Here is a 19,045-nt window from a genome sequence, read left to right on the forward strand (position 1 = left end):
TCTTCTATTTTTAGATATGTAAACCTTTTCCCACTTGGTCTAATCCTTGTTCTGAGGCAGGTTCATGTAAAATACCAAGTGGTCGTTATATCTTTCGAAACGATAGTCGATTTCTTCGTTTTCTAATAAACTCTTGACTACAAATAACCCTAATCCAGCTCCCTTACTTTGGCGACTAGAAGTTGTAAAGGATTGTTCAAATTTATCTTGTTCCTCAAGTGTACAACTGTTCTCAATAAATATCCAGCCATCCTTATTACCGATTTTTAGATAACCGCCTTGGATAGAATGTTTGACCGCATTACTGATGAGATTTGACAGAATCAGCTTGAGTACCGAAGGATTTAGATAAACTTTCTGGTTAGTGAGTTGATTCTCTACAGTGATTTCTCTCTCTTTAGCCAACAAGTCATAATCCTTCAATAGGAGATTGGTCATTTCCAGAAGGTTGATTTCCTCCTTTTTATCGCCTAATTCCTGTACCGAAGAAAGGGATAGGATTTGCTGCACGTGGCCACTTAAATCATCCACGATACCTAAAGAAACTCCCAGATAATGGTCACGATCTTTGTAGCGGCCAATATTGGCTTGCATATTTTCCAGAAGAATCTTCAGACTAGCTAGAGGTGTTTTCAGTTCATGGGAGGCACCTCGTAAAAATTCGACCTTCATCTTTTCTAGCTGGAGAATAGCTTCATTCTTCTCATGTAAGTCCGCAATAACGGTCAAGAGGTGTTGATAGAGGCTATTGATTTGTTCTTTGAGGTCACCAATTTCATCCTGGGAATCCACGCGCAAACGAACTTCTGCATCCAAATCCATCATCCGTCGAGTCACTCGTTTGATTTCCAATATAGGAGCTGTGATTGTTCTCGCATAGATAAAGGCGATAAGAAGTGAAATAATGAAAGAAGCTAACAGAGTATAGGGTAGAAATTGCAGACTCATATCTTCTGCTTCTTTCTGCAAATCCATAGAAGCTAAAAATTGTAAGGTCATCGTCTGACCATCCTTAGTTTGAACTTCTCTTTCCTCAATAACCAAGGAGGCCGTTTGTCGTTCTTTATCAATGGGAAGATTATCATTGACTTCCAACTTATCCTGAGTCATCTCTCCCTTAACAGCTCCCTTGATATCACTGCTTTGTGAATAAAGTTCAAGGACTTCCTGAATAGCTTGACTATCCTTACCTTGGAGGGACTGGGCTATTTCTGTAGCCTTTTGCCCTATGTTCTCCTGACGATGACTGAGATAGGTTGATGGAAAGAGAAAATAGATGGCCAAATGCAAACAAATGACCAAGGTAGAAAATACCGAGAAGGTATAGATAAAAATCTTTTTAAATAAACCTGAACGTCTCATTTTCTCTCCAATTTATAACCAACATTGCGCACGGTAAGAATACAGTCTAAATCCAATTTTTTCCGTAGTTCCTTGATATAGACATCGATCACTCTGTCAAAAGGAACCTCATCTGTCATCTTCCATACAGCATCGATAATCTGCGACCGTGTTAAGGCTCGACCTTCATTTTTGACCAGATAATCTAAGATTTCTAGTTCTTTTGCATTCACAGGAACATCTTTCCCCGCCACACTAGCTCTATAACTGTCAAAATCAACCTTGGTATCCTTATAGGTAAAGGTACGACTTGCATCATAATAACGCTTGAAAATAGCATCTACTCGTACCTTTAACAAAGATAGGGAAAAAGGCTTTTCTAGATATCCATCTGCTAGTGAGGCAAAGGCACTCATTTTATACTCTTCGTCCTGAAAGGCTGTCAACATCAAGACTGGAACTTGGCTGGTCTTACGGATTTCCGACAAAACCTCTAAACCATTGAGTTTAGGCATTTGAATGTCTAAGAGAACCAGAGCTATTTGGTGATTTGAAAATTGTTCTAAGGCTTCTTGACCATCTGCAGCCTGAATGGTTTCATAGCCACAATCCGCCAAGTAATCACTAATTCCCTCACGGATCATGTCTTCATCTTCTACAATTAGAATTTTCATATAAATCCTTTTCTATCAAAAATGCTACCTATATTATATCTCATTTGAGTGAGAATAGGTAGCAGGTTTTTTATTCACTATCCAACAAGAGTTCTTTTGGTTGTTTAAAGAGGAAATTGCTTGAAGCAAGTGCCATAACTAATACTACCAATACCAAACCAAGTACAAAGATGATGGCAAAGTCAGAAGGTTGAATGGAAATATCCAGACTTGAAAGTGTCTTGCTAAAGCCGTCCACTTCTGCACCACCACCGAGATTAGAGGCTTGTGCGGCCTTACTAGCCTGCTTAGCCACATCTGATGTGACATTGGCTAGTACTGTATTTCCAATAGCACGAGCAGTATAGTTAGCTAAGAAGTAGGCTGAAATTAGTGCTGGAATTGCAATCATAACTGCTTCTGTGATAAATTGTCCTAGAATAGTTGCTTGTTTAAGACCAATTGAAAGGAGAATTCCAACCTCTTTACGACGGGCGTTAATCCAAAGCGTGAGTAATAGACCAAGTAGGAGAACTGAGAAGCCTAAGCTACCCCAGAAAAGCAGATTAGCCATCTTGTACATGCCTGAGATAGATTGTTCAAGGGCAGGGTAGTTAGATGAACTCTTAATCAAGCTATACATCTTCCAGTTGATACCGTTGATAGACCCTAATTCTTGCATGACACTATCGAGGTTCTTATCTCCAGCTACAAAGAAGGTAGCATCGCCATAAATAGCTGTATCTTCTGTATAACCATAGAGTTGGGCAGCTGTGTGAATATCTGTGATAGCTGTATTCTCATAGAGTTCTTGTGAATAGGTCACAGCAGATTTGTTATGTCCATCAAAAAGTCCTTTGATCGTTACTTCTACTGTTTCCTTAACTCCTTTTTCATTATCGGCATCGTAGATATTGGAGTTGAGTGTTACCTTGTCTCCCACCTTCCAACCGTGTTTAGCAGCCAAGTCTTTGTGCATGAGAATCTGGTATTTGTCATCGTTTGTTAAATGTTCTCCTTCGACCAGTTTGTAAGAGCCTGAAACAAACTTGTCTTCTTTAGAAGAGTCATTAACCCCTGTTATCATCAAGCTACTTCCAAAACGTTGAGCTCGATCTGGCGTTAGATTTTTCTTGGTTTCAGGTGTCTCAATCAATTCGTAGCCTGTTAAATCACCGATAGCATTAATCCGTTTGATGTAGGATTCGATGGCTTTATTTTCAGTAATTTTTTTAATATCTTCACCCTTAATATTCCCTGCACCACGTGGAGTTCCTTGGTTGACTCTACGATTGATTTGCATCGAAAAACTATTGGTGATATTTTTAAAGGTTTCTTGAGAAGCCTTGGCTGTCGCACCCTTGATAGACAAGCCGACCAAACTCAAACTAGCCATCAAGAGAATGATGAGAAAGATCACAAGCGACTTAAAGAATTTTCTTGTGACATAGGCAAATGCGTTGTGTAACATAAGATTCCTTTCTAGGTTTACTTTGCTTAGTAGAAATTTTGTTTTTTCAGCTGATTAATGACTACTATTTCTAATTTCAGTCAGTTTTTTATCCTTCAATTCAAGTGTAATATCTGACGTCTGTGCTACTTCCTTACTGTGGGTCACAACAATCACACACTTGCCTGTTTTCTCAGCGAGAGATTTGAGCAAATCGATGATATCTCCAGCAGTCTTAGGATCCAAGTTTCCTGTTGGTTCATCTGCTAAAATCACTGGTGCTTCCGATACAAGACTACGAGCAATGGCAACCCGTTGTTGCTGTCCACCTGATAATTGGAGAACATTCCGCTTGATTTGACTTTCATCTAAACCAAGTTCAAGAAGGGTATCCTTGCTAGCTTTTTTATTAACCAAGCGGATATTTTCCAATGGAGAAAGATAATCAATCAGGTTATAGTTTTGAAAAACAAGGGAAATGTGGTGCATACGGTGATAAGAATATCCTTGTTCACGAATATCCTTGCCTTCGAATAAGATAGCTCCTTCGACTGGGCTATCAAGTCCTGCTAATAGAGACAAGAGTGTGGATTTCCCGGCTCCTGATTCTCCGATAATACTATAAAACTTGCCTGGTTCAAAATCGTAATTAATTTTATATAATACTGCTTCTGCAGTGTTCTTATAACGATAAGTAAGATCTTGTAATTGTAGTAAAGTCATGATTTCTCCTTTATTAACTGATGGATGATAAAATTTCTTTCGGTGATTTTCTAAATAAAAATAGGAAACAAAGTGCAACTGACAAGCAGCTAATTATAAGTAGGAAAATATAAGATTCTCCAAATGATAGAAGACTTGTTGAAAGGTTCGTTGCTTTTGCTAGCGTATCTTGTAGGGCAGCTTGGTCGCCACTTGCTAGTACAGTTTTTAAAAGATAGGAAGTAATGGCATTTCCTGCAAGAAATGCTGGTAGAATTGCTGCCAATGAAACCAGAATGACTTCTAGACAGAATTGGCTATAGATTGCTCCTTTTCCCTTACCTAGCGCCAATAAAATACCAACCTCGTAAACTCGCTCTCGTAACCAAAGGGACAAGACCAAGACCAGAGCTCCTACACCAGCAATCATAATGCCATAGAGGAAAATTTGGAGGAAGGTTTGGAAGGTCGAAACGGAATCCTTGATTTGTTCAAAAGCCTTATTTTCCTTTTCAACTTGGAAACCTTGGTTTTCAAGGGATAACTTTTCAACCTCTTGAATGATGCTATCCATATCTTTGGGATTTTCTAGATAGAAACGAGCGGCAGTAACTTGAGCTTCCTTATTTCCAAGAAGAGTTTGGCTACTTTCGTAGTCTGTATAGACCGTGTTTTCACTAAAATCTGAGCTAAGACCAGTGAATTTTTCTTGCTTCTTACCTGAGAAAATACCTACGATTTCATAGTCTAGCCTTTGTCCACTATTTCCTTCTACTTGACCAAGATTTAAGCTAATCTTATCTCCTACTTTTAGATTGTTTTTCTTGGCTAAATCTTCATGGATTAAGATTTTTTTGCTATCTCCTTTTTCTAAATGCCTTCCTTCTTTAAGGGTAAAGGCAGAGCTAGTAAAGGAGACATCCTTAGAGGAATCTTCTAAAGCTATCAAACTGATGAGATTTTTTTCAGCCTCTGTCAAATCATCCCTTTGAATACTTTGTTCTCCAGTAACGACTTCTTTGTCAGTTAACTTGGCTATTGTTTCTAGCTCAGGTGAAATCTTCTCAAGACCCTTTATCTTTTTAAGGTCATCTAGTTGAGACAGTTGAAAAGTCTGATCTGCTTCTATTCTTTTAATAGAAAAAGACGTATTCAATGAGCGATAGAGATTATTTTCTACTGTTTTGTTGGACTTCATAAGCGTCAGACAAGCCGATATTCCAGCCAATAAGACAAATAGAATCAAGAATAATATGAGACTTCTCAGTCGTTTTCTGCTGACGTAAGCCCAAGCTCTTTGAGTGGGATTCATATAGCACCTCCATATTTGTAAAACCATTATAATATTCAAATATGAAATGTTTATGAAATCACAAAAAAAGAGCAAAATCTTTGCCCTCATTTTGATAAAAAAATAAAGAGCTAGCCAAAGCTAACTCTTTTCCTATGCGGAGAGAGGGACTTGAACCCTCACGACCTAAAGCGGTCACAGGATCCTTAGTCCTGCGCGTCTGCCAATTCCGCCATCCCCGCGTCGATTACTTTACTAGTATATCAACTTTCACAAACTTTGTCAACACTTTTTTCAGATTTTTTTCAGATTTTTTGAATACATTATTCTTTGATTTCAACTAGGTTTTCATCAAGGAGTTTCGCTCCTAATGTATTCTTAAAATGTCCAAGTGCAAACTGGTGATTTTCAGGCCAAATGGATGCGACTGCTGGCTTAACAACTTCTATCTGATACCCAAGATTATAGGCATCAATAGCCGTATGCAATACACAGATATCTGTCAGAACACCTGTTAAGATGACTGTATCCACGCGACGCTCTCTCAGACGGATATCCAAATCTGTGCCAGAAAAAGCCGAATAGTGACGTTTATCCATCCAGAAAACACGACTATCCTGGGCCTGTTCCTGATAAAATTCAGCTAACTTACCATATAGATTACGCCCACTAGTCCCAATAAGGTTATGAGGGGGAAATAGTTTACTTTCTGGATGAAAGACATCATTTTCCTCATGAGCATCAATGGTAAAGAAAATATAATCTCCACGGTCAAATGCTAATCTAGTTACCTGATTGATTGCTTCTGATATTTCTTGAGCAGGAGCTCCTGCTGTCAATTTTCCATAATCCGCTACAAAATCTTCTGTATAGTCAATCGAAATTAAAGCCTTAGCCATTAATAGTCCCTCTTTTTCACTTCTTCAAAGATATCTGGGATCAAGACCTTAAGATAAGTTCCCTTCATCCCCAGTGAACGACTTTCAATAATTCCTGCTGATTCGAGTTTTCGAAGGGCATTGACAATCACAGAACGCGTAATACCGATACGGTCTGCAATGACTGACGCAGTTAATTGTCCTTCATTGCCATTCAATTCAGCCAAAATAGCTGACACTGCTCGTAACTCAGAGTAAGAAAGAGTGTTGACTGCCATCGTTACGGCTGTACGACGACGGATATTTTTCTCGTCTTCTTCACGTTGGAAGTTCAAAAGCTGAATACCAACCACCGTACTAGCAATCTCAACAAGAATCAAATCCTCATCTTCGAATTTTTTGTCATTACGCCAAATAATCAAAGAACCCAAACGAATCCCAGAAACATGGATTGGAGCAATTGTTGTCAAACCTTCTGAGAAATCTGCACGACTCTCAACTGGAAAGATGCTTAATTCGTGATCTACAGTCAGATTTGCTTCTGTATCGTAAATCATGTTTGCACCTTGAATATAGTCCTCAGGAAAAATTTTTGATTGGAAAAATTGCTCTACGCGATCTGTATTGGTTTTGTAACGCATGAAATATCCCAAAAGACGTCCCTTACTATTTAGGATACAAGCGTTGCAATCAATAATATCCGCTAATTGGCGTGTGATGGCATTATATGGAAGATCATCTTGTAATTTCTCCTCCGCACGCTTCAGGATAGACGTAATTTTTCTCGTTTTTTCTAATAAATGTGCCATTTTTCACCTCGTATTTAATCGCTTCCATTATATCATAAATTGATCATTATTTCAATAATTATCTGAAAATTGTTTATTGAATTGCAATTTATGACTGTTCGAAAATTTTTACTAGTTTTTTCTAATTTACTTGTTGACAGCTTCCAAAATTTTTGATAATATAATATTACAAGATAACAAATATATAAATCTATTTTCTCGTATTAAATTTCTCTTGACTCTCGGTCTCCTTATATATAAAAGCGATCCACCTCAGTGAACCGCTTTTTTTATTATTTATCACCCTTGTTACGGATTACAAAACCAGTTTTCTTCTCGCTTGAAGTATTGCGTGGTTTTTTATTATCCTTACGGTAACGTTTTTCCTTCTCAAAGCGGTCGTTTTTGCGACTGCCTTTTTTGAAGTCATCTCGACGTTCACCACGACGATTGTCGCGACGGCGATCACGATCTCGACGTTCCTCACCACGACGTCCTCCCTTGCCTTTACCACCGAAGCCATTACCTGATGGTTTAAATGGCAGTGGTTTCTCACGCGCAATTTCAACTTCTGGAAGACTATCTGGATCCTGAACTGTCAAACTTAGAATGTACATTGCCAATTCTTCTGGGCTGAATTCAGCTGCCAATTTACGGGCATCTTTTGCGAATTTGTCAAAGTTTCCACGAACAGTCTCATCGGCAAAGTCACGTTCAATTTTCTTCAATGCAACATGCTTTTTAGCTTGGAAGGCTTCTTCTGCTGTCGCAGGTTTCAAGCCCTTCATGCGTTTCTTGGTCAAGTTTTCGATGATTTGGAGGTAGCCCATCTCATTTGGTGCTACGAAAGTAATCGATTGACCTGACTTACCAGCACGACCTGTACGACCAATACGGTGAACATAGCTTTCAGGATCTTGTGGGATGTCATAGTTGTAGACATGTGTTACACCAGAGATATCCAAACCACGAGCCGCAACGTCCGTTGCTACGAGGACATCCAGATTGCCATTTTTAAAATCGCGAAGGACACGAAGACGTTTGTTTTGGTCCAAATCTCCATGAATCCCTTCTGCACGGAAGCCACGGATTTTCAGACCACGAGTCAACTCATCTACACGACGTTTTGTACGACCGAAGACAATAGACAACTCAGGCTGTTCAACGTCCATAAGACGAGTCATGGTGTCAAATTTTTCTTGTTCCTTGACACGGATATAGTACTGATCAACTAGTTCAGTTGTCAACTCCTTGGCAGCAATCTTCACATGCTCAGGTTCTTTCATGAACTGAACCCCGATACGCTTGATAGCTTCAGGCATAGTTGCTGAAAAGAGCAAGGTTTGACGATTTTCTGGGACACGTGAGATGATAGCTTCGATGTCCTCAAGGAAGCCCATGTTAAGCATCTCATCTGCTTCGTCAAGGATGAGAGTTTCAATATCTTGCAATTTCAAGGCCTTGCGTTTGATCAAATCTAGGAGACGACCAGGCGTTCCAACTACGATATGAGCTCCTGATTTAAGAGCCTTGATTTGTTTTTCAATACTTGAACCACCATAAACAGAACGGACTTTCACACCCTTGCTACGACCAAAGCGGAAGAGTTCTTCCTGACTTTGAACAGCTAGTTCACGAGTTGGGGCGATGACCAAAGCTTGAATGGTTGCTTCTTCTGTACGAATCTTTTCAAGGGTTGGCAAACCAAAGGCAGCAGTTTTTCCTGTACCTGTTTGAGCTTGTCCGATAACATCTTTCCCTTCAAGAGCCAGAGGAATGGTTTGCTCTTGGATAGGACTTGCTTCTACAAATCCTGCTTTTTCAATTTCTGCCAATAAATCAGCAGAAAGGTTAAATTCATTAAATTTCACGTTACTCTTCTTTCTAAAGATGGTGCGAAGCCATCCTATAGCGCTTAGTTTATACTTTTCTTGTCATGACGTACTTTCATATCTTTTATGAAAGACCGTGTTGCTTCTTTTCCACTAAAGAAAAGTACTGCTTTTTTGCAACTTATCTAGTATAACACAAGAGAGGGTCAAAAGATAGTCTAACCTCCTGATTAAGTCATGTAAACGATTTTTCTATCGATTTGCTTCACTCAAAAAGTATTTGTTAGAGCATTCGGTTCCTGAAATGATTTTCCGTAGCAGATTTGTGCAAAAGTTTTTTTCTTATGCTAGAATGAAGTTCGAACAGGAGGAATAAAAATGTTAACATACGATTTAATTGTAATAGGATTTGGTAAGGCAGGTAAGACACTTGCTGGAAAACTAGCTTCAGCTGGTAAAAAGGTTGCCCTTATCGAACGTAGTAAGGCGATGTACGGCGGTACTTGTATCAATATCGGTTGTATCCCAACTAAAACCTTGTTAGTTGCTGCTGAAAAAGACTTGTCATTTGATGAGGTTATGGCAACAAAGAATACTGTTACTACACGCCTCAATGGTAAAAACTATGCTACTGTCGCAGGTACAGGCGTAGATATCTTTGATGCTGAAGCTCACTTTGTTTCTAATAAAGTCATCGAAATCCAAGCTGGTGACGAAAAACAAGAACTGACTGCTGAAACTATCGTCATCAACACTGGTGCTGTTTCAAACGTATTGCCAATCCCAGGCCTTGCTACAAGCAAGAATGTCTTTGACTCAACAGGTATCCAAAACTTGGACAAATTGCCTGAAAAACTTGGTGTCCTTGGTGGCGGAAATATCGGTCTTGAGTTTGCTGGTCTCTACAATAAACTCGGAAGCAAGGTAACAGTCTTAGATGCAATGGACACTTTCTTACCTCGTGCAGAACCTTCCATCGCAGCTCTTGCTAAACAATACATGGAAGAAGACGGCATCGAATTACTTCAAAACATCCATACTACTGAAATCAAAAACGATGGTGACCAAGTTCTTGTTGTGACTGAAAATGAAACCTATCGTTTCGATGCCCTTCTCTATGCAACAGGACGTAAACCAAATGTTGAACCACTTCAACTTGAAAATACAGATATTGAACTTACTGAACGTGGCGCTATTAAAGTAGACAAACATTGTCAAACAAACGTTCCTGGTGTCTTTGCAGTTGGAGATGTCAACGGTGGCCTTCAATTTACTTACATTTCACTTGATGACTTCCGTGTTGTCTACAGCTACCTTGCTGGTGATGGCAGCTACACACTTGAAGACCGTCTCAATGTACCAAACACCATGTTTATCACACCAGCACTTTCACAAGTTGGTTTGACTGAAAGCCAAGCAGCTGATTTGAAACTTCCATACGCTGTTAAGGAAATCCCTGTCGCTGCTATGCCTCGTGGTCACGTAAACGGAGACCTTCGTGGAGCATTCAAAGCTATTGTCAACACTGAAACTAAAGAAATTCTAGGTGCAACTATCTTTTCAGAAGGATCACAAGAAATCATCAATATCATTACTGTTGCTATGGACAACAAAATCCCATACACTTACTTCACAAAACAAATCTTCACTCACCCAACCTTGGCTGAGAACTTGAATGACTTGTTTGCGATTTAAGTTAATTCAGGCAGCCCTCCTTGGGCTGTTTTTCTTTTTCTAAAATCTCAAATCTGTCTTTTTCAGCTTTTATGATATAATAGAAACATGAAATTAAAAACTACTTTTGGGCTCCTTGCTGGACGTTCTTCTCACTTTATTTTGAGTCGTCTCGGACGTGGAAGTACGCTCCCAGGGAAACTTGCCCTCCAATTTGATAAAGATATTTTACAACATTTAGCAAAGAATTACGAGATTGTTGTGGTAACTGGAACCAATGGAAAAACCTTGACAACCGCTCTCACTGTCGGTATCCTAAAGGAAATTTATGGTCAAGTTTTAACTAATCCTAGTGGTGCCAACATGATAACAGGAATCACGACTACTTTCTTGACTGCAAAATCTTCAAAAACTGGAAAAAATATTGCAGTTCTTGAAATCGACGAAGCTAGTCTCTCACATATCTGTGACTACATCCATCCTAGTCTTTTCGTTATCACCAATATTTTCCGCGATCAGATGGACCGATACGGTGAGATCTATACGACCTATAACATGATTTTGGATGCTATTCGAAAAGTTCCTACTGCTACTGTTCTGCTAAACGGTGATAGTCCGCTTTTCTACAAGCCTGTAATTTCAAATCCTGTTCAGTATTTTGGTTTTGATCTAGAAAAAGGTCCAGCGCAACTTGCTCACTACAATACTGAAGGTATTCTCTGCCCTGAATGTCATAGCATTCTTAAGTACGAGCTCAATACCTATGCCAACTTGGGTGCCTACATCTGTGAAAATTGTGGATGCAAGCGTCCTAACTTGGATTACCGTCTGACAGAATTGGTTGAGTTAACAAACAATCGCTCTCGCTTTGTCATCGACGGCCAAGAATACGGTATTCAAATTGGCGGACTCTACAATATCTACAATGCTCTGGCTGCTGTCGCTATTGCCCGCTTCCTCGGAGCTGAGCCACAACTAATCAAGCAAGGATTTGACAAGAGTCGCGCAGTTTTTGGACGACAAGAAACCTTCCATATCGGTGACAAAGAATGCACACTGGTTCTTATTAAAAATCCTGTTGGTGCTACCCAGGCCATCGAAATGATCAAACTAGCTCCTTACCCATTTAGTCTATCTGTTCTCCTCAATGCCAACTATGCAGACGGGATTGATACCAGCTGGATTTGGGATGCTGACTTTGAGCAAATTACTGATATGGACATTCCTGAAATCAATGCGGGTGGAGTTCGTCATTCTGAAATTGCTCGTCGTCTACGTGTTACTGGCTATCCAGCCGATAAAATCACCGAAACAAACAGCTTGGAACAAGTTCTTAAAACGATTGAAGCTCAAGACTGCAAGCATGCCTATATCCTTGCGACATATACGGCTATGCTAGAATTCAGAGAACTACTGGCCAATCGTCAACTTGTTAGAAAGGAGATGAACTAATGGTTTATACTTCACTTTCCTCAAAAGACGGCAACTATCCATACCAGCTGAATATCGCTCACCTCTATGGCAACCTCATGAACACCTACGGAGATAATGGGAATATCCTCATGCTCAAGTACGTCGCTGAAAAGCTTTGGGCTCATGTGACAGTTGACATCGTTTCACTTCATGATGATTTCGATGAAAATCACTACGACATCGCCTTTTTCGGTGGCGGCCAGGACTTTGAACAGAGCATCATTGCTGGTGATTTGCCAGATAAAAAAGAGAGCATTGACAACTTTATCCAAAATGATGGGGTTGTTCTTGCTATCTGTGGTGGCTTCCAGCTATTAGGCCAATACTATATTGAAGCTTCCGGAAGACGCATCGAAGGTCTAGGTGTCATGGGACATTACACACTCAACCAAACCAATAACCGATTCATCGGTGATATTAAGATTCACAATGAAGAATTCGATGAAACCTACTATGGATTTGAAAATCACCAAGGCCGCACCTTCCTCTCAGATGACCAAAAACCGCTTGGCCAAGTTGTTTATGGAAATGGAAACAATGAAGAGAAGGTCGGTGAAGGTGTTCACTATAAAAATGTCTTTGGTTCCTACTTCCACGGACCTATCCTCTCCCGAAATGCCAATCTCGCTTATCGCCTAGTAACTCTTGCCCTCAAAAAGAAATACGGTCAGGATCTTGTCCTTCCAGCTTACGAAGACATTCTCAGCCAAGAAATTGCTGAAGAATATGGCGATGTTAAGAGCAAAGCAGATTTTAACTAATATTTAGATTCCAACTTGCTTCGGCTGTTGGAATTTTTTTACCTTCATTTCCCCTTCTCCCTTGCATTTTCTCCTAATTTTTGCAAAAATAGAGGGGTAGAAAGAAGGTAGCATATGTCTAAATTACAACAAATCTTAACTTATCTTGAATCAGAAAAGCTAGACGTCGCTGTCGTGTCTGACCCCGTCACAATTAATTACCTCACTGGCTTTTACAGTGATCCCCACGAACGCCAGATGTTCCTCTTTGTCCTTGCAGATCAGGAACCGCTTCTCTTCGTTCCAGCACTTGAGGTTGAACGTGCGACTAGCACTGTCTCTTTCCCAGTAGTTGGCTACGTGGACTCTGAAAACCCTTGGAAGAAAATCCAAAACGCCTTGCCACAGCTTGATTTCAAACGTGTAGCAGTTGAGTTTGACAATCTCATCTTGACTAAATATCACGGTTTGAAAACTGTCTTTGAAACTGCTGAATTTGAGAACTTGACTCCATTGATCCAACGCATGCGCTTGATCAAATCAGCAGACGAAGTGCAAAAGATGATGGTTGCAGGTGTTTACGCCGACAAGTCTGTTAAAGTTGGTTTTGACAATATCTCTCTTGATAATACGGAAACTGATATCATTGCGCAAATCGATTTCGCTATGAAACGTGAAGGCTATGAAATGAGCTTTGATACCATGGTCTTGACTGGTGATAATGCTGCGAATCCACATGGTATTCCTGGAGCTAACAAGGTTGAAAACAATGCCCTTCTCCTCTTTGACCTCGGTGTGATGGTCAATGGTTATGCATCAGATATGACTCGTACAGTCGCTGTTGGTAAACCTGACCAGTTCAAGAAAGATATTTACAACTTGACTCTGGAAGCCCAACAAGCTGCCCTTGACTTTATCAAACCTGGTGTAACAGCTCATGAGGTTGACCGTGCAGCTCGTGAAGTGATCGAAAAAGCTGGCTATGGTGAGTACTTCAATCACCGTCTCGGTCATGGTATCGGTATGGATGTCCACGAATTCCCATCTATCATGGAAGGAAACGACATGATTATCGAAGAAGGTATGTGCTTCTCAGTTGAGCCTGGTATCTATATCCCTGGTAAAGTCGGTGTCCGCATCGAAGACTGCGGTGTTGTAACCAAAGACGGCTTTGACCTCTTTACAAGTACCAGCAAAGATTTGCTTTACTTTGATTAAAAAATATTTTATAAAAAATAAGATGGAAAAGCTTAACTTTCCATCTTATTTTTTGATTTGATAATAAATTTTATCAGCTATATAACCTTTTCGTTCAACTGCATTTGGGATCGTCTTCCAACAAGTCATACCCGCCTTTTCCATAACACGACCAGATGCTGGGTTTAGACTTACATAGCAAGCATCAACCTCTTCAAATCCAATCTCATCTAGACAGTATGATAAAACTGCCTTCAAGGCTTCTGTCATGAGTCCTCGTCCCCAGTAGTCCATCCCTAAGATATATCCAATCTCACAGCTAGAGTTTTCTTCATCCACACTGACCAGACTAATATCTCCAATGACATATTCTGGATTTTCTTTGAGACTAATGGCCCATTTGTAGTAATTTGGATTGTCATAGGATGCTACCCAAGTTCTTATTGAGTTCTTTGTAAAATCAACATTTGGATGAGGATCCCAAGTAACATAGGTTAGATTATCTAGACTAGAAGCCCAATTTTCAAACATGGCTTGAGCATCAGTTTCACAAATCTCCTCAATATCAAACGTTCTGTCTCTATAGTTTGTGTACCTAGTGCTTTCATAATCGTAGCTCACTTTCTAATTTCAAGGTAAGAAGGTAAAAAGGTCCCCCGGACCTGCCTCGTTCTCCTGTTTCAAGACTCGGGGTAAAAACCTCCACTGGAGATTTTTACTCCCAAAACTTATCAAACACTGTGATTGGTAGGTGGCGTTTGTGTTGGCCTTTATACCACCATTTTTCAATGGTTGCTTGGGCTTCTTGGCTTACTTGCTTACCTTCGAGGTAATCATCGATTTCATTGTAAGTGACTCCCAAGGCTACTTCATCTGTCAATCCTGGTTTCTCTTCTTCTAGGTCTGCGATTGGTACTTTCTCATAGAGGGCTGGATCAGCTCCAAGTTCCTGCAAGAGTTGTTTTCCTTGACGTTTATTGAGGCGATAGAGTGGGAGAATATCTGCACCACCGTCACCAAACTTGGTAAAGAAACCTGTGATATTTTCCGCAGCATGGTCTGTCCCGATAACAGCTCCGCTATGGGCACCCGCAATGGCATATTGGGCAATCATACGACTACGAGCCTTGATATTTCCCTTGTTAAAATCGGAAACTGCACTCCCTGTTGCTTCAACAGCTGCGGCCATAGCATCAGCAGACTCCTTGATATTAACGACCAAGCTCACATCTGGCTGGATAAAAGCTAGGGCTTTTTGAGCATCATCCTCGTCAGCTTGCACTCCATAAGGGAGGCGAACAGCGATAAATTTATAACTATCATCACCTGTTTCTGCTCGCATTTCTTCCATGGCTAATTGAGCCAAGCGTCCTGCCAAGGTCGAGTCCTGTCCCCCAGAAATTCCTAAGACAAATGTCTTTAAAAAAGGATGTTTTTTCAAGTATCTTTTCAAAAAGTCAATCGAACGACGGATTTCTTCCTGGGCATCAATCACTGGTTTTACACCTAGTTGCTGGATAATGGTCTCTTGCAAACTCATTCTTCTTCTCCTTCACCTAGAGCTTCCTTACGCATCTTATCAATCAAGTCCATCTTGTCTTGCCATACATCACGAGCCAAGTCTACAGGGTAATGTTGTGGGTTCAGGACACGTTTATATTCATCCCAAAGTTTATCAAATTCCTTACGAGCATAGGCTTGGATTTCAGGCAGGGTTGGCAAGTTATAGACCAGTTTACCATCCTTAAAAATATCAACCAAGAGTGGAACGGCATCAAAATTGCGGACAGTTTTCTTGATGTAAGTATAGGTTGGATGGAACATCTTGATTTCAGTCATACTAGTAACATCTACACCATCGTAAGTAATGTAGTCACCTTCTGACTTCCCTTTTTCACGACTGGTGATGCGCCAAACTTGTTTCTTACCTGGAGTTGAAACCTTCTCCGCATTGTTTGAAAGTTTAATGGTATTGCGCATGTGACCATTCTCATCTTCAATAGCAACAACCTTATAAACTGCTCCTAGAGCTGGTTGGTCATAGGCTGTGATGAGCTTAGTCCCGACACCCCAAACATCAATCTTAGCCTTCTGCATCTTGAGGTTAAGGATAGTATTTTCATCAAGATCATTGGATGCATAAATCTTAGCATCCGTAAATCCTGCCTCATCCAGTTGTTGACGAACTTTTTTAGAAATATAGGCGATATCTCCAGAGTCAATACGGACACCAAGGAAATTAATCTTATCACCAAGTTCACGCGCAACCTGAATCGCTGCTGGAACACCGATACGAAGAGTATCATAGGTATCCACTAGGAATACACAGTTTTTGTGAGTTGAGGCATAAGCCTTGAAAGCCTGATAATCATTGCCATAGACTTGTACCAAGGCGTGAGCATGAGTCCCTAGAACAGGAATACCAAAGAGCTTACCTGCGCGTACATTACTAGTTCCATTGGCACCACCAATAACAGCCGCACGAGTCCCCCAGATAGCTGCATCCATTTCTTGAGCACGACGTGTACCGAACTCCATCAAAGGCTCATCTTCAATGACTGAACGAATACGAGCAGCCTTAGTCGCAATCAAGGTTTGAAAGTTGACGATGTTCAAGAGTGCTGTTTCAACTAATTGGCACTGAGCCAAAGGTCCCTCCACTTGAACGATTGGTTCATTAGCAAAGACCAAATCCCCTTCTTGAGCAGAACGTACAGTCAATTCCAACTTGAGATTACGGAGATATTCCAAGAAAGCACCATGATAACCAAGTGATTCCAAATAAGCAATATCGCTCTCAGAAAAGCGCAGGTTTTCTAAGTAGTTCACAATTCGTTCCAAACCTGCAAATACAGCATAACCGTTTTTGAAAGGTTGTTGGCGGAAATAAACTTCAAAAACCGCTTTCTTGTTATGAATCCCTTGGTCGAAATAAACCTGCATCATGTTAATCTGATACAAATCTGTGTGCAAAGTTAAACTGTCATCTGGGTACATATACTATCCTTCTTCCCTATTTGTAAAAAGATGAAAATATTTCTTCTTTTCTCATAAATTAGTACTATTATAACACATTTTAGCTGGATTGAGAAAAGAGTAACAAGCTATTCTCCACTCTCCAGTTCATCCATGTCTTGCTCAAATTTTTTCTGAGCCCATTCGCCATAGCTCTTCAGACCGAGATTGCCAATAAAAACCCAAGGAAGGTAAATAACATAAGTAATTGCCCAAGCAGACAAGTATTTAACGTTCAGAGGATTGTGCTGATAAATTTCGATATTGAATTGATAATTCTGCAACATCAAAAGAGTCGTAATAGCGAGAGTTACCAGCAAACACCCTATAATTGTAAAATGAAAACGACTATAGTAGTTCACACCCAAATCTCGAGCACGGCCGAAAAAGTAAGAAGTTCCAATAATGATAATGATGAGAATCATTCTCGGATTAAAAAGACTTGGTGCTAATACTGTAATCATATAAGATAAAAGCAAGAAAGCTATAGAGATATAGAAACTTTCTGCCCCTGCTTTATTCATCAGTTGTTCTTCCCTTTCGTCTAGTAATTGATAATAATAAAATCTATTTTTCATCTTCTTCCTCCCAAAATAGTTGATCTAGAGTTTTCCCTAAGCATCTGCAAATGGATTGGCAAAGTGAAAGCGAAGGATTGTACTTTCCAGCTTCTATCAAGCCGATAGTCTGGCGCGTAACCCCTACAGCTTCTGCCAAGTCACCTTGTGTCATATCAAGCTCTACTCGAGCGAGTTTTAATTTTAAATTCTTAGCCACTTCTTACCTCCTCCTTAATTTTAAAAGTCGCGCTTCTTTTTTCAACTTTATTATATCATATATTTTACATTATGCAATATATATCTTTCTTTTTGTGCGATTTTTTTAACAAAAATTCCCTACCAGCTAAATGATAGAGAGTTTTCCACTTATTCAAATTTTTTCAAAACATCTACGACATCGCTTCTGTGTTTGACTTGATAGGCTTTGATACCTAAACTTTCAGCCATATTAGTATTATCTTTAACATCATCCAGAAAAATACAATTTTCTGGATCCAACTGATATTTACGGAGAATTTCTTCAAACATCTTTGGATCTGGTTTGATGATCTTGATATCACAGGAAAGGACGAAACCATCTAAGATTCCATTTAAAGGAGATAGTTGGTCTTTCAATAATTCATAAAAAACTGGCGATGTATTAGATAGAACAAAAATACGATAACCTTTTTCCTTTAAACGTGCAAGCAGCGGAAAGACTTCCGTGTAAATATCGATATAGGCTGGCCAATTCCAAATCACTTCTTCGACCTTTTCCCGATAACAATCCCCTAATAAAGAAAGAACCTTATCAACCAGTTCTTCCCGAGTCAAAGTCCCTAAGTCTAATCTTTCCCAGAGCCCCGACTGGAAAATAGACTTGTCTAAGATCAGATAATCTTTCTGAGTTTTAGCTACAGCTTTCAAAATCTTATCCTTGTTCCATTCCAGTAGAACATTACCCATATCTAGTATGATATCCATTAAGCCAACTCCATTATGATGTGTCGATTTCTTCGATCGTTCATTTTCCATTTACAACTCTTTTTGATAATAGTGCCTTTGTCCAGTATAGGGATAGTCTTTTAAAGTAAAGACTTCCTTGTAACCATGCTTTTGATAAAAGGATGGCGCTTGAAATTGATACGTATTCACAAAAGCAAAGCGACAGTTTTTCTTCTTAGCTTCACTTTCTGCTTGTTGCAATAGTTGGGAGCCGATTCCTTGTCCTCGCAAATCCTCTTTCACAAATAAATACTCAATTTCTAGCCAATTTCCAAAGGTCTCTGCTACTAAACCAGCCATGACTTGACCGCTATCATCTTCGACATAAAGGTTAAGTGGCTCACTTTCAGCTGCTTCTCTCTTAGAACGATTATAGGAGCGAATCAAATCCCCAATTTCTTGCGCTTTCTGAGACTCTGTATTATCCAATCTAATGTGCATCAAAACCTCCTCAAAGACACTTACGC

The 19,045-nt window shown here is 39.8% G+C and carries 18 protein-coding genes, 1 tRNA gene and 1 pseudogene; 4 read left to right on the plus strand and 16 right to left on the minus strand.

Annotation, left to right across the window (positions count from 1 at the left end):
- Window positions 1-39: 39 nt before the first annotated feature.
- From vncS to cshA, 9 genes are all read right to left on the minus strand, one after another.
- Window positions 40-1,362 (minus strand): sensor histidine kinase VncS, encoded by a 1,323-nt coding sequence (gene vncS / locus QEZ38_RS01230; protein ID WP_281334747.1) that lies wholly within the window; start codon window positions 1,360-1,362, stop codon window positions 40-42.
- Window positions 1,359-2,015, minus strand: coding sequence for a response regulator transcription factor VncR (vncR, locus tag QEZ38_RS01235; protein ID WP_281334748.1), 657 nt, complete (start codon window positions 2,013-2,015; stop codon window positions 1,359-1,361). Before vncR ends, vncS begins: the two co-directional genes overlap by 4 nt.
- Before the next feature lie 70 nt (window positions 2,016-2,085).
- On the minus strand, window positions 2,086-3,465 hold the full coding sequence (gene vex3, locus QEZ38_RS01240; RefSeq protein ID WP_281334749.1) for an ABC transporter permease subunit Vex3: 1,380 nt from the start codon (window positions 3,463-3,465) through the stop codon (window positions 2,086-2,088).
- A 54-nt stretch (window positions 3,466-3,519) separates the two neighbouring features.
- A complete protein-coding gene (gene vex2, locus QEZ38_RS01245; RefSeq protein ID WP_281334750.1) occupies window positions 3,520-4,167 on the minus strand; it encodes an ABC transporter ATP-binding subunit Vex2 in 648 nt (215 codons plus the stop codon).
- A gap of 13 nt (window positions 4,168-4,180) precedes the next feature.
- On the minus strand, window positions 4,181-5,458 hold the full coding sequence (locus QEZ38_RS01250) for an ABC transporter permease (protein ID WP_281334751.1): 1,278 nt from the start codon (window positions 5,456-5,458) through the stop codon (window positions 4,181-4,183).
- Between the two features lie 135 nt (window positions 5,459-5,593).
- A tRNA-Leu gene (locus tag QEZ38_RS01255) sits at window positions 5,594-5,679 on the minus strand.
- Window positions 5,680-5,760: 81 nt separating this feature from the next.
- Complete coding sequence (locus QEZ38_RS01260; RefSeq protein WP_281334752.1) at window positions 5,761-6,336, minus strand: cysteine hydrolase family protein; 576 nt, start codon at window positions 6,334-6,336, stop codon at window positions 5,761-5,763.
- The gene (gene codY / locus QEZ38_RS01265) at window positions 6,336-7,124 is read right to left on the minus strand and encodes a GTP-sensing pleiotropic transcriptional regulator CodY (RefSeq protein WP_281334753.1); all 789 of its coding nucleotides are present in this window, start codon (window positions 7,122-7,124) and stop codon (window positions 6,336-6,338) included. The genes QEZ38_RS01260 and codY overlap by 1 nt, the downstream gene beginning before the upstream one ends.
- Window positions 7,125-7,396: 272 nt before the next feature.
- Entirely contained in the window at window positions 7,397-8,974 is a 1,578-nt protein-coding gene (cshA, locus tag QEZ38_RS01270) for a degradosome RNA helicase CshA (RefSeq protein WP_281334754.1), read from the minus strand.
- Window positions 8,975-9,313: 339 nt separating this feature from the next.
- On the opposite strand from cshA, the gene QEZ38_RS01275 reads away from it, so the two are divergent.
- From QEZ38_RS01275 to QEZ38_RS01290, 4 genes are all read left to right on the plus strand, one after another.
- Complete coding sequence (locus QEZ38_RS01275) at window positions 9,314-10,630, plus strand: FAD-containing oxidoreductase (RefSeq protein ID WP_281334755.1); 1,317 nt, start codon at window positions 9,314-9,316, stop codon at window positions 10,628-10,630.
- An 87-nt stretch (window positions 10,631-10,717) separates the two neighbouring features.
- Window positions 10,718-12,061 carry a lipid II isoglutaminyl synthase subunit MurT gene (murT, locus tag QEZ38_RS01280; RefSeq protein WP_281334756.1) on the plus strand — a complete coding sequence of 448 codons (1,344 nt, stop codon included), beginning with the start codon at window positions 10,718-10,720 and terminating at the stop codon, window positions 12,059-12,061.
- A complete protein-coding gene (gene gatD / locus QEZ38_RS01285; protein WP_281334757.1) occupies window positions 12,061-12,843 on the plus strand; it encodes a lipid II isoglutaminyl synthase subunit GatD in 783 nt (260 codons plus the stop codon). The genes murT and gatD overlap by 1 nt, the downstream gene beginning before the upstream one ends.
- 114 nt (window positions 12,844-12,957) lie before the next feature.
- Complete coding sequence (locus QEZ38_RS01290; RefSeq protein WP_281334758.1) at window positions 12,958-14,040, plus strand: M24 family metallopeptidase; 1,083 nt, start codon at window positions 12,958-12,960, stop codon at window positions 14,038-14,040.
- 45 nt (window positions 14,041-14,085) lie between these two features.
- Here QEZ38_RS01290 and QEZ38_RS01295 read toward each other — a convergent pair.
- The 7 genes and pseudogenes from QEZ38_RS01295 to QEZ38_RS01325 form a co-directional block, all read right to left on the minus strand.
- Window positions 14,086-14,627 (minus strand): annotated as a pseudogene (locus tag QEZ38_RS01295) (GNAT family N-acetyltransferase).
- A 107-nt stretch (window positions 14,628-14,734) separates the two neighbouring features.
- Window positions 14,735-15,559, minus strand: coding sequence for an ammonia-dependent NAD(+) synthetase (nadE, locus tag QEZ38_RS01300; RefSeq protein ID WP_281334759.1), 825 nt, complete (start codon window positions 15,557-15,559; stop codon window positions 14,735-14,737).
- Window positions 15,556-17,016 (minus strand): nicotinate phosphoribosyltransferase, encoded by a 1,461-nt coding sequence (locus QEZ38_RS01305; protein ID WP_281334760.1) that lies wholly within the window; start codon window positions 17,014-17,016, stop codon window positions 15,556-15,558. Before QEZ38_RS01305 ends, nadE begins: the two co-directional genes overlap by 4 nt.
- A 107-nt stretch (window positions 17,017-17,123) precedes the next feature.
- Window positions 17,124-17,612 carry a DUF6773 family protein gene (locus tag QEZ38_RS01310; RefSeq protein WP_281334761.1) on the minus strand — a complete coding sequence of 163 codons (489 nt, stop codon included), beginning with the start codon at window positions 17,610-17,612 and terminating at the stop codon, window positions 17,124-17,126.
- The gene (locus QEZ38_RS01315; RefSeq protein ID WP_001107501.1) at window positions 17,602-17,811 is read right to left on the minus strand and encodes a helix-turn-helix transcriptional regulator; all 210 of its coding nucleotides are present in this window, start codon (window positions 17,809-17,811) and stop codon (window positions 17,602-17,604) included. The genes QEZ38_RS01310 and QEZ38_RS01315 overlap by 11 nt, the downstream gene beginning before the upstream one ends.
- A gap of 149 nt (window positions 17,812-17,960) precedes the next feature.
- The gene (locus QEZ38_RS01320; RefSeq protein WP_281334762.1) at window positions 17,961-18,557 is read right to left on the minus strand and encodes an HAD family hydrolase; all 597 of its coding nucleotides are present in this window, start codon (window positions 18,555-18,557) and stop codon (window positions 17,961-17,963) included.
- Between the two features lie 51 nt (window positions 18,558-18,608).
- Complete coding sequence (locus QEZ38_RS01325) at window positions 18,609-19,019, minus strand: GNAT family N-acetyltransferase (protein WP_281334763.1); 411 nt, start codon at window positions 19,017-19,019, stop codon at window positions 18,609-18,611.
- Between the last annotated feature and the right edge of the window lie 26 nt (window positions 19,020-19,045).

Source organism: Streptococcus taonis (genome assembly GCF_029948085.1).
Taxonomy (GTDB): Bacteria; Bacillota; Bacilli; order Lactobacillales; family Streptococcaceae; genus Streptococcus; species Streptococcus taonis.